Source organism: Methylobacterium sp. CCH5-D2, assembly GCF_001556475.1.
Classification (GTDB): Bacteria; Pseudomonadota; Alphaproteobacteria; order Rhizobiales; family Beijerinckiaceae; genus Methylobacterium; species Methylobacterium hispanicum.
The window spans coordinates 1-10,272 of sequence record NZ_LSIX01000015.1 but is presented as its reverse complement, the minus strand read 5'-3'; the positions used below and the strand labels follow the sequence as shown (position 1 = coordinate 10,272).

The following is a 10,272-nucleotide window of genomic DNA, read 5'->3' as shown; positions in this document are numbered from 1 at the left end:
CCACCCCTCCCTGCCGCGACGTCCGGCACGGGTCCCTCCCGCGCTCCCCCTCTGCGGGCGGTAGGCCCCGGCATTTCACTACTTGAGGCCAGTTTAGATCCTAAAGTTTCGAGTTGAGTAGGCCCGACCCATGCATGCAGAACAGGGACTGTTCGCCCCCCAGCCCTTCGACCCGGCCACCGCCACCCTGTCCAAGAAGGGGTTCGCCGAGGCGGTCGGCGTCACGCAGGGTCGGATCAGCCAGCTCATCCGGGCAGGCCTGCCCGTCGAGCCGAACGGCCGCATCCACGTCGCCCGCGGCCGGGACTGGATCGAGCGCAACGTCGATCCGAACCGCCGCCGCCCCACCCCGCCGGCCCACGGCCCTGAGAATGGTCCCGGCGGCCCCGCAGGGGGCTTCTTCAGCCCGAAAGCGAAGCGGGACAGCGCCGAGGCAGAGATCGCCGCCCTGAAGGCATCCAGGCTCGCGCAACGCCATCTCGACAAGCGGGCCACGCTCCGGGTGATCGAGGCCCGCGCCCGCGCCGAGCGCGACGCCCTCATCGGCTGGGTGAACCGGGCCGCGCCCGCCATCGCCGCCGGCACGGGCGCCGACCTTCAGGCGATCACCGCCATCCTCGACCGGGAGGTGCGCGACCACCTGGTCACGCTGGCCGCCATGACGCTGGAACTGCCCCGATGAGCGACCTCTACGACGAGACCGTGCGCCTCGTGCAGGAGGCGTGGTGCCGGGGCCTGCGCCCGGAGCCCCAGCTCACCGTCAGCGCCTGGGCGGACACGCACCGGGTGCTCCCGACCACCAACGCCGAGCCCGGCCCGTGGCGGACCGCCCGGGTGCCCTACCTCCGGGAGATCATGGACGCCCTCTCGACGGCCTCGCCGATCGAGCGCGTCGTGTTCATGAAGGGCGCGCAGACCGGCGGCACGGAAGCGGGCCTGAACGCCGTCGGCTACTGGATCGCCCACGCCCCCGGCACGATCATGACCGTGTGGCCGACCGGCGACATGGTGCGCCGGAACTCGCGCACCCGCATCGAGCCGCTGATCGACGGCACCCCGGCGCTGCGCGCCAAGATCGCGCCGGCCCGCGCCAAGGATCCCGGCAACACCGTGACCCAGAAGGAGTTCACGGGCGGCGTGCTGGTGATGACCGGCGCGAACTCGGCCACGGGCCTGCGCTCGCTCCCGGTGCGCTATCTCGTCCTCGATGAGGTCGACGCCTTCCCAGCCGACGCGGACGGCGAGGGCGATCCGGTGGCGCTGGCGATCCAGCGCACCGTGACGTTCCGCGGCCGGCGCAAGATCATGCTGATCTCGACCCCGACCGACGCCGGCAGCTCGCGCATCGAGAAGGCCTACGCGGAGAGCGATCAGCGCCGGTTCTTCGTGCCGTGCCCGGCCTGCGGGGCGATGCAGCCCCTCCGCTGGTCCGGCATCCGCTGGCCCGAGGGTGAGCCGCGCAAGGCGCACTACGTCTGCGCCGAGGCCGATTGCGGGGGCGTCGCCGAGGAGTACCACAAGCCCGGGATGCTCGCGGCCGGCGAGTGGCGCGCCACCGCCCCGGGCGACGGGCGCACCGCCGGGTTCCACCTCTCGGCGCTCTACTCGCCCTTCGAGAGCTGGGGCGAGATCGCGGCCGAGTTCGTCACCGTCGCCAGGGACCCGCTGCGGCTCCGGCCCTGGACCAACACCAAGCTCGGCGAGCCCTTCGAGGATCGCGACGCCGAGGCGATCGAGGCGGCGTCCTTCCTGGCCCGCCTCGAGGAGTGGGGCGAGGGCCTGCCCGAGTGGGTGGTCTGCCTCACGGCCGGCGTCGACGTGCAGGGCGACCGCCTCGCGCTGGAAGTCGTCGCCTGGGGGGCGGGCGAGGAATCGTGGTCGATCAGCTACGACGAGCTGTGGGGCGACCCGGCCAAGCCCGAGGTCTGGCGCACCCTCGACGCCGAGCTGCTGCGCCGCTTCGAGCACCCGCGCGCCGGGCCGATGCACATCCGGGGCGTGTGCATCGATACCGGCGGCCACCACACGCAGACGGTCTACGCCTACGCCCGGGAGCGGGCCGGCCGCGGCGTTTGGGGCATCAAGGGCCGCGGCGGGCCCGGCATCCCGGTCTGGCCGCGCCGGCCGCCGCGGGTGCGGGAGAAGGTCTACACCCCCTTCATCGTCGGCGTGGACGCCGGCAAGGAGACCGTGACGGCCCGCCTGCGCCTCGCCGAGCCAGGACCTGGTTACTGCCACTTCCCGGTTGGCCGCGACCTCGACTACTTCCGCCAGCTCGGCGCCGAGCGCATCGTGCGGACGTGGCGCAAGGGTGTGGCCATCCGCGAGTGGCGCAAGGATCCGGCGCTGCGCAACGAGGCCCTGGACTGCCGGGTCTACGCCTACGCGGCGCTCTGCGCGGTCACGGCCCGGGGCTTCCGCCTGGGGGACGAGGCCAAGCGGATCGCGGCCCTGCCGGTTCTCCCCAAAGTGGGGGAAAACCCGGTGCCGGCCCAGCGGCAGCGGACGATTCGGTCCTCGTGGATGAACCGGTAGATGCCCTCGGGGAGCGCGTTCGGGGGATGGTCATCATGACCATACCTTTGAGGGCCGGAACGCTTGCGTCACGCACACACCTTCGAGCCGCCAGCTTAGGTGAAATCTTCGCTTTGCCGCTGATGGTAGATCTGGTGAATATCCAGCGCAGATTGGACGCGGGTCACTGCCGTGTAAAGATCGCCTGTCGAGCTGGTTTTCTTCATAACCGCAACCGCGTCTTGCACTCGCCCGATTTGTTCGATGACGTTGCCGTACCGTCGATCTGTGATCCCGCGCGCTCTGCGGCAAAGATCGAGAACTTCGGGCAGTCGAGCTGCACTTTGATGTGCCTCGATATCGTCTCGTATCTCATGAAGCTTCCGAGAAAACTCGGACAGCATTGCGTAGTCATCATCGCCAACTAACGGTTTCGGGATGTTCCGGTCAGTCATCGGTGCTATCTTCTGGTTTGTTGGGGACAAGAGCGCGGCGGCCGTCGACCTCAACGATGCGGAATGAAGTCGCGTCAAAGTTATCCCGGATCTCAAAGGCGATGTGTTTCGCAGTTTCAGCTGCTATTTCCCGAACAATGTCCTTGTCAAATGTCATAGATCCGCCGGATAAGCTCTGCTGTAGCCGTGCGACGATTTCCGCGTTCATCGAACGGTTATTGGCCCTGGCCTCATCTGCGATGCGCTCCCGCATGCCCGGCGGCATCCGAACCTGGAACCGGTCGGCCAAATCGCTTGGGTGATGCTCGTCGCTCGTCATGAGGGAGTGATGTCGAGTCGCACTGACTTTTCCAATAGGTGCGACTTGACGCCATCGGTGTCGAGCCGTAACCATATGGATGCGACTCGCACCTATGAGGGAGTGATGTTTCCGAGCGATAGAGCGGACAAGCTTATGCTTCGCATGCCGGAGGGTATGAGGCCGGCGATCAAAGCGCGAGCGATTGAAAATAGACGTTCTATGAACAGCGAGATTATCTTGCTGCTAGAAAAGGCACTCGCGGATACTTCGGTTCGCCGCGAAAACAATTCGGCCCCCGAGAGCGCGGGAACGCTCGCGAGGGCCTGACACCACCAGTGATTTCAGGAGAATCACCATGGCATCCGTGAACCCTATCACGGCGCGCGCGATGGCGCACGCCAAGACCTCGACCACCAACCGCCGCGCCCTCCTCGGAGGTATCGCCGTAGCCCCGTTCGCGGCTCACTGCCCGAAGATCCATCCCGACAGGAAGTTGCTGGACTTGGAGCGTCAGCGCGCCTTGGCCCATGTCGCCTACGACATCGCCTCAGCTCAAGCTCAAGCCCTGCACCTCATCGGCGTGCCTGAGGCACCCGCGGCACTCTTCCTGCGCGAGAGCGATCACGCCTTGGGCCTCGGAGGGTATGCCACCCGCCGCGGCGACGGCACGCTCTGGTTCTACCCGGATGCCGGCAATGCCTCGATCGCCTTGCGCAAGCCGCGGACCCGCGACGAGACCCAGCCCGTTCCACCGGGCGTCAACCTTCCTCGCGACGCTCAGACCATCACGCGCCGCGTGCCGTGGGCCGAGGCTCAGGTCCGTGCTGACGAGATCGTGACGGCATTCGATCGCTGGCGGCACGAGACTGCGGAAGCAAGAAGGGCGAGTGGGTACGCCGTCGCGTCCGAGGAAGCAGATAAATTGGGAAGCGAGGTCACGCGTATCGAACGCGAAATCGAGCTGACGCCACCAAATACCTTGGATGGTATTTCAGTCAAGGCGCAACATCTTCGCAGGTGCCTGAATTGGGCTCTGGATATCGATGAATATCTAGACGTGTTCATCGGCGAGCTTTTGCTGATCGCGCAGACGTCCGACGTCGCAAACCTCACCCTCTGCCCTGAGACGATGGCAACGGCCTAGTAACCATGCTCGACCGCGCAAGCTGCACGATGTTGACCGAACGGTTTCATCCGTGCAGCTTGCGCGGTATGGACGAGCTACTCCCCCAATTCCGTGCCGAGGTCGTGTGCGCCGTCACCGGCTGGGACGGCGGCATCCTGCGCACCCGCCGCACCCGCTCCGGACTGTTCCCGGAGACGAAGCCCGAGAACCGTCGCGATGGTGAAACCGTCCGCTGGACGTGGTTCTCGTTCGTGGATCTCTGCCAAGCCCGTACCGTCGCCAAGCTCGGCCAGATGGGCTTCTCCCCGGACGACGCGGTTGGCATCTCGAACCACATCCGAGATGCCTTTTGGATGCGTGCACGTGGCAAGGACTTCGCCTCGATCGCGATCGTTCGTGCCGGTCTGCCGCGTTCAGGTATTCCGCAAACGATCAAGTGGACGGATCACAAGGCGACCTTCGCCGAGCTGTGGATGGAGAACTCGGATCTTGAGGTCGCAGCGGTCGTAGACTGCGCCGAGATTTACCGTGCCGTGCACTACATCGTGCGCGAGCGCGGCTTCTACCGCGACGGCGCCTGATGCTCGCCCGCCTCGCCAGCCTCTTCCCCGCCGGCTTCGCCCGCGCCCTCGGGCTCACCGCCCTGCAGACTCGCTCCTACGACGGCGCGGCCGGCGGGCGGCGCCTGCGCGGCGTCGGGGAGATGCCGCTGCCGCTCGCCGCTGGCCTCGCCGCCCGGGTGCCGCTCGCCCGCCGAGCCCGCTACCTCGCGGCGAACAACGGCCACGCCCGCGCCGGCACCGACGCCTGGGTCTCCGCGCTGATCGGCTCCGGGATCACCACCCAGAGCGTACATCCCGACCCCGCGACCCGCTCGACCCTCAACCTCGCCTTCGATGCCTGGACCGAGGAGGCGGACAGCGACGGCCTCCTCGACTGGCACGGCCTCTGCGCGCTGGCCGCCCACCGCCTCGTGGTCGACGGCGAGTGCTTCGCCCTGATGCTGCATGACAGCATCGGCCGGCTGCGCCTCCGGATGCTCGACCCCGAGCAGATCAACGGCGCCTACCACGTCGACCTGCCGGGCGGCTCGCGCATCGTCGCCGGTATCGAGTTCGACGCCTCCGGCCGCCGGGCGGCCTACCACCTGTTCCGGGAGCGGCCGGGCCTGCCGCTCGGCCAGAGCCTGGAGATGATCCGCGTCCCGGCCGAGGACGTGATTCACCTGTTCCGGCCGGAGACGCCGGGGCAGGTCCGCGGCGTGTCGTGGTTCGCCCCGATCCTGCTGCGGCTCGCCGACTTCGACGCGGCCTCCGACGCGCAGCTCATGCGCCAGAAGATCAGCGCTCTGCTCACCGGCTTCATCGTGGATCCGACCGGCGAGGCCGGCGGCTTCGAGGGCGAGAAGGACGGCGACGGCGCCCTCGACGGCGGGCTCGAACCGGGCACCCTGAAGGTGCTCCGGCCGGGCCAGGACATCCGCTTCTCCGACCCGGCCGCGATCGGCGCCGAGGCCATCGCCTACCTGACCGTCACCCTGCGGGAGATCGCGGCCGGCCTCGGAGTGCCCTACTCGGCACTCACCGGAGACATCTCCGACGCGAACTTCTCCTCGATGCGCGACGACCGGCTCAAGTTCCAGCGCCGGGCCGAGGCGCTGCAACACCAGCTCGTCGTGTTCCAGCTCTGCCGGCCTGTGTGGCGCCGCTTCGTCCTCGCCGAGATCCTGTCGGGCCGGATCGGCGCCCCGGACTTCGAGGCGAACGCGGCGGCCTATCTCGGCTCGCGCTCGATCCCGCCCCGCTCGGATTGGGTCGATCCCAAGGCCGACGTGGAGGCTGAGATCGCCGCGATCGGCGCGGGCCTGATGAGCCGCCGCCAGGCGGTCGCCGCCCGCGGCTACGACGTGGAGGAGCTGGACCGGGAGATCGCCGAGGACCGCAAGGCCTCGGCCGCGCTGGGCCTCGATTTCGCCGCCCGGCCGGCCCTGCCGCAACCCCAGCCCGGAGCCGCCGCGTGAACGTGGAGAACCCGATCCTCACCCGCGCCGCCTCGGCCGGCTCGACCTGGGACGCCGAGGCCTGGACCTTCGAGGTCGTGCTGTCCGCCGGCTCCGGTGTCGCCCGGCAGGATGCGCGCGGCGCCTACGTCGAGAGCCTGTCTCTCGGGGCGCAGCGGTATCCCGACCGGGTGCCGCTCCTCGACGGCCATGCCCGCGCCAGCCTGGACGACAAGCTCGGCTACGTCGATCAGATCCGCACCGTGGGCGCCGAGCTGCGCGGCCGGGCCGTGCTGTCGCGCCACAACCCGAAGTCACAGCGCATCGCCGCCGAGTTCTCGGACGGGCACTTCCCCGAAGTGTCCATCGGCTATGCGGTCAAGAGCTGGTCCGAGCGGACCAATCCGGAGACGAGGGTCCGCGAGAAGGTCGCGGTTTCCTTCGATCTACTTGAGGCCTCGCTGGTGGTCATCCCGGCCGACCCGGCGGCACGCGTTAGGAGTACCCCCTTGGAGCCGACCCAGACCCCCGCTCCGGCGCCTCAGCCGGCCCCGCTGCCCGCCGTCCTGACGCCGCCCGCTCCGGTGGCGAACGAGCGCGGCGCGATCAACGTGCAGATCCGCTCGATGGCGCAGGCCGCCCAGCTCCCGCAGAGCTGGGTCGATTCCCAGATCGATGCGGGCGCCACCGTCGAGGCGGCCCGCGCCGCCGCCTTCGCGGAGATGCAGACCCGCTCGGCCGCCGCTGCCGGCGTGCGGACCGTGACGGTCGTGGCCGACCACGCGGACCCGGAGATCCACGCCCGCGCGATGGGCGAGGCCCTGTCGATGCGGATGCGGCCGAACCACGCCCCCTCGTCCGAGCTAGTGCGCTCCTACGTCGGCCTGACGATGGGCGAGTATGCCCGCACCTGCCTGCGCAACCGCGGCGTCACGGCCACCGGAACGCCCGATGCCGTCATCACCCGGGCGCTGCAATCCACCTCGGATTTCCCGCTGCTGCTGGGCGAGACGGTCAACCGGACCCTGCGCGAGGCCTACGCGGCAGCCCCGGCGGGGGTGAAGCGGCTCGGCCGCCAGAGCACCGCGCGCGACTTCCGGGCCAAGCATCGCATTCAGTTCTCGGCCGCGCCCGAGCTGCTGCCGGTGAACGAGCACGGCGAGTTCAAGGCCGGCGCGATGGCCGAGGCGCAGGAGAGCTACGGGCTGAGCACCTTCGGCCGCATCATCGGCGTGACCCGGCAGGCGCTGGTCAACGACGACCTCGGCGCCCTCAGCGACATGAGCCGCCGGCTCGGCATCGCCTCCGCGCAGTTCGAGGCGAGCACCCTGGTCAAGCTGTTGCTGTCCAACCCGGCGATGGCGGATGGCAACCCGCTGTTCACGGCCGCCCGGGGCAACCTCGCCGCTACCGGGACCGCGATCACGCCGGCCGCACTCTCGGCCGCGCGGAAGGCGATGCGTCTGCAGGCGGGCCTGCAGGGCGAGCTGGTCAGCGTGACGCCGAAGTACCTGCTGGTCGGCGCCGACCGGGAGACCGAGGCCGAGCAGGCCGTCACGCAGGTGCAGGCGACCAAGATCGGCGACGGCAATGCCTTCGCCTTCCTGTCCGTCGTGGTCGACCCCCGCATCGATGATGGGTCCTGGCACCTCGTCGCCGACACGGCCGAGGTCGACGGGCTCGAATACGCCTACCTCGAAGGCGAGGCCGGCCCGCAGATCACCTCCGAGATCGGCTTCGTGGTCGACGGCGTGCGCTGGCGGGTGCGGCTCGATTTCGGTGCCGGCTTCGTGGACCACCGCGGCTGGTATCGGAACCCCGGCAACAAGTGATGGCCGAGACGGTCGAAGCCCTCGAAGCGCAGCTCGCTGAGCTGCGCGAGATCCGCGCCGGGGGCGCGAGCAAGGTGCGCTTCGCGGACAACCGCGAAGTCTTCTACCAGCCCGGCCCCGAGATGGAGGCGACCATCGCCGACATCGAGCGCCGGATCATCCAGCTCCGGGGCGGTCGGGTCACGACCGTCCGCCTCGGCTCCTCGAAAGGCCTCTGACCGTGAAGAACTTCATCCAGGACGGGAACATGATGAGCGTCCCGGCGCCCTACCCGGTGCTCTCCGGCAACGGCGTGCTGGTCGGTGCGCTGTTCGGCGTCGCCGCCTTCGCGACCTCGACGGGCCGCCCCCTCGAGATCGCGACCCGCGGCGTCTACGACCTTCCGAAGAAGGCGGGCGACACGCCCGGCTACGGCGCGCGCCTCTACTGGGACGACGCGGCCAAGGTGATCACCACCACCCCCGGCAGCAACCCCTATGTCGGCGCCGCCGCCGAGGCCGCGATCGGCAGCGCGGCGACGGTGCGCGTCCGCCTCAACGGCTTCGTCCAGTAGGACGCCCCCAGCTTCGCGGGCGCATGTGAGGGCGCCGCGGCCCGTCCGACAACGGAAATCCCGATCCTCGCCCGCGAAGGGAACGATGAGGTCAATCGGGAGAGGCCGCACCTGTTTTCTCTGCCGGCGCCGCGCGCTGGCGCGTATCCGTCCTGTTGCACCCGGTTCGTCAACCCATGTCCTCCCGCCGGCAAGCCTTCCGTCAGGCCGACGTAGCCCGCGCCCTCAAGGGCGCGCTCGCGGCCGGGATGAAGCCGACCCAAGTCGAGGTCTCGGCCGAGGGCCGGATCGTGCTGAGCTTCGAGGAGAAGCCGGCGGCCGAGCCCGCAGGCGCGTTCGACGCATGGAAGGCCGGCCGTGCGCGTGCGCCTTAAAGGCCTCAACACCGTCCGGAAGCGGCTCGCGGACGGCTCGACCGTCACGTATCGTTACGCCTGGAAGGGCGGCCCGCGGCTCGACGGCGAGCCCGGCACCCCAGAATTCCTGGCCTCCTACCACGCGGCGGTGGCGTCTAGACGCCCCCAGACCCGCGGCGTGCTGTTGTCCCTGATGCAGGGCTATCAGGCGAGCGAGGATTTCCGCTCCGGTCTCAGTGAGCAGACCCGCGCCGACTACGTGCGGCAGATCCGGATCATCGAATCGGAGTTCGCGGACTTCCCGATCGCCGCGCTCGCCGACAAGCGGGCGCGGGCCGAGTTTCTGGAATGGCGGGACCGCCTCGCGCAGCGCTCTCGCCGGCAGGCCGATTACGCCTGGACCGTGCTCGCCCGCATCCTGTCGTGGTCGGTCAAGCGCGGGCTGATCGAGGTGAACCCCTGCGAGAAGGGCGGCCGGCTCTACCGGGGCACCCGGGCCGAGAAGGTGTGGAGCGCGGCGGACGAGGCGGCCTTCCTGGCCAAGGCGCCGCCGCACCTGCATCTCGCCCTGATCCTGGCGCTCTGGACCGGCCAGCGCCAGGGCGACCTGCTGCGGCTGACGTGGCACGCCTACGACGGCGCCCGCATCCGCTTGCAACAGTCGAAGACCGGCGCCCGGGTGGTGATCCCGGTGGGCACGCCGCTCAAGGCCGCGCTCGACGCGGCCGAGCGGCATCCGACCGTGCTGGCAACGATGGAGGGCAAGGCCTGGACCTCGGACGGCTTCCACGCCTCGTGGCGGAAGGCCTGCGCCAAGGCCGGCGTGACGGGCGTGACGTTCAACGACCTGCGGGGCACGGCCGTGACGCGGCTAGCGCTCGCAGGCTGCACCGAGGCGGAGATCGCGACGATCACGGGCCACGCCCTCCGGGACGTGCGCTCGATCCTCGATGCCCACTACCTCAACCGCGATCCGGCCTTGGCCGAGAGCGCGATCCGGAAGCTCGAAGCGAGAACGAAAGTTCCCAACTGAGCGTCCAACCGTCTCTGTCTGTTCTAGGGTTGAGTTGGGAAAAACGTAAGGAAATCAGGTGGCTGGGGGACCTGGATTCGAACCAGGACTAGAGGAGTCAGAG

The 10,272-nt window shown here is 69.3% G+C and carries 12 protein-coding genes; 10 read left to right on the top strand and 2 right to left on the bottom strand.

Annotated features, from left to right (window positions below; genetic code table 11):
• The first annotated feature begins 130 nt into the window (after positions 1 to 130).
• Positions 131 to 682 (top strand): hypothetical protein, encoded by a 552-nt coding sequence (locus AX737_RS00385; protein ID WP_066918110.1) that lies wholly within the window; start codon positions 131 to 133, stop codon positions 680 to 682.
• Positions 679 to 2,535 carry a phage terminase large subunit family protein gene (locus AX737_RS00380; RefSeq protein WP_066918109.1) on the top strand — a complete coding sequence of 619 codons (1,857 nt, stop codon included), beginning with the start codon at positions 679 to 681 and terminating at the stop codon, positions 2,533 to 2,535. Before AX737_RS00385 ends, AX737_RS00380 begins: the two co-directional genes overlap by 4 nt.
• A 95-nt stretch (positions 2,536 to 2,630) precedes the next feature.
• Here AX737_RS00380 and AX737_RS32775 read toward each other — a convergent pair whose 3' ends face one another.
• Positions 2,631 to 2,969 carry a hypothetical protein gene (locus AX737_RS32775; protein ID WP_156453436.1) on the bottom strand — a complete coding sequence of 113 codons (339 nt, stop codon included), beginning with the start codon at positions 2,967 to 2,969 and terminating at the stop codon, positions 2,631 to 2,633.
• Positions 2,962 to 3,288 carry an Arc family DNA-binding protein gene (locus AX737_RS36705; protein WP_082772795.1) on the bottom strand — a complete coding sequence of 109 codons (327 nt, stop codon included), beginning with the start codon at positions 3,286 to 3,288 and terminating at the stop codon, positions 2,962 to 2,964. The genes AX737_RS32775 and AX737_RS36705 overlap by 8 nt, the downstream gene beginning before the upstream one ends.
• A gap of 337 nt (positions 3,289 to 3,625) precedes the next feature.
• On the opposite strand from AX737_RS36705, the gene AX737_RS00375 reads away from it, so the two are divergent.
• The 8 genes from AX737_RS00375 (at position 3,626) to AX737_RS00340 (ending at position 10,169) form a co-directional block, all read left to right on the top strand.
• Positions 3,626 to 4,414 carry a hypothetical protein gene (locus tag AX737_RS00375; RefSeq protein ID WP_066918108.1) on the top strand — a complete coding sequence of 263 codons (789 nt, stop codon included), beginning with the start codon at positions 3,626 to 3,628 and terminating at the stop codon, positions 4,412 to 4,414.
• Between the two features lie 5 nt (positions 4,415 to 4,419).
• The gene (locus AX737_RS00370; RefSeq protein ID WP_156453434.1) at positions 4,420 to 4,977 is read left to right on the top strand and encodes a hypothetical protein; all 558 of its coding nucleotides are present in this window, start codon (positions 4,420 to 4,422) and stop codon (positions 4,975 to 4,977) included.
• Complete coding sequence (locus AX737_RS00365) at positions 4,977 to 6,416, top strand: phage portal protein (protein WP_066918106.1); 1,440 nt, start codon at positions 4,977 to 4,979, stop codon at positions 6,414 to 6,416. Before AX737_RS00370 ends, AX737_RS00365 begins: the two co-directional genes overlap by 1 nt.
• Positions 6,413 to 8,227, top strand: coding sequence for a prohead protease/major capsid protein fusion protein (locus tag AX737_RS00360; RefSeq protein WP_066918105.1), 1,815 nt, complete (start codon positions 6,413 to 6,415; stop codon positions 8,225 to 8,227). The genes AX737_RS00365 and AX737_RS00360 overlap by 4 nt, the downstream gene beginning before the upstream one ends.
• A complete protein-coding gene (locus tag AX737_RS00355) occupies positions 8,227 to 8,445 on the top strand; it encodes a hypothetical protein (protein WP_066918104.1) in 219 nt (72 codons plus the stop codon). The genes AX737_RS00360 and AX737_RS00355 overlap by 1 nt, the downstream gene beginning before the upstream one ends.
• Before the next feature lie 2 nt (positions 8,446 to 8,447).
• Positions 8,448 to 8,780 carry a capsid cement protein gene (locus AX737_RS00350; RefSeq protein WP_066918103.1) on the top strand — a complete coding sequence of 111 codons (333 nt, stop codon included), beginning with the start codon at positions 8,448 to 8,450 and terminating at the stop codon, positions 8,778 to 8,780.
• 176 nt (positions 8,781 to 8,956) lie between these two features.
• The gene (locus AX737_RS00345) at positions 8,957 to 9,154 is read left to right on the top strand and encodes a hypothetical protein (protein ID WP_066918102.1); all 198 of its coding nucleotides are present in this window, start codon (positions 8,957 to 8,959) and stop codon (positions 9,152 to 9,154) included.
• Positions 9,138 to 10,169 (top strand): tyrosine-type recombinase/integrase, encoded by a 1,032-nt coding sequence (locus tag AX737_RS00340; protein ID WP_066918101.1) that lies wholly within the window; start codon positions 9,138 to 9,140, stop codon positions 10,167 to 10,169. The genes AX737_RS00345 and AX737_RS00340 overlap by 17 nt, the downstream gene beginning before the upstream one ends.
• The last annotated feature ends 103 nt before the right edge of the window (positions 10,170 to 10,272 follow it).

Excerpts from the sequence above, each read along its gene's own strand:
- AX737_RS00385 (WP_066918110.1), top strand. The coding sequence starts at position 131 with ATGCATGCAGAACAGGGACTGTTCGCCCCCCAGCCCTTCGACCCGGCC.
- AX737_RS00365 (WP_066918106.1), top strand. The coding sequence starts at position 4,977 with ATGCTCGCCCGCCTCGCCAGCCTCTTCCCCGCCGGCTTCGCCCGCGCC.
- AX737_RS00345 (WP_066918102.1), top strand. The coding sequence starts at position 8,957 with ATGTCCTCCCGCCGGCAAGCCTTCCGTCAGGCCGACGTAGCCCGCGCC.
- AX737_RS00380 (WP_066918109.1), top strand. The coding sequence starts at position 679 with ATGAGCGACCTCTACGACGAGACCGTGCGCCTCGTGCAGGAGGCGTGG.
- AX737_RS32775 (WP_156453436.1), bottom strand. The coding sequence starts at position 2,969 with ATGACTGACCGGAACATCCCGAAACCGTTAGTTGGCGATGATGACTAC.
- AX737_RS36705 (WP_082772795.1), bottom strand. The coding sequence starts at position 3,288 with ATGACGAGCGACGAGCATCACCCAAGCGATTTGGCCGACCGGTTCCAG.
- AX737_RS00370 (WP_156453434.1), top strand. The coding sequence starts at position 4,420 with ATGCTCGACCGCGCAAGCTGCACGATGTTGACCGAACGGTTTCATCCG.
- AX737_RS00355 (WP_066918104.1), top strand. The coding sequence starts at position 8,227 with ATGGCCGAGACGGTCGAAGCCCTCGAAGCGCAGCTCGCTGAGCTGCGC.
- AX737_RS00375 (WP_066918108.1), top strand. The coding sequence starts at position 3,626 with ATGGCATCCGTGAACCCTATCACGGCGCGCGCGATGGCGCACGCCAAG.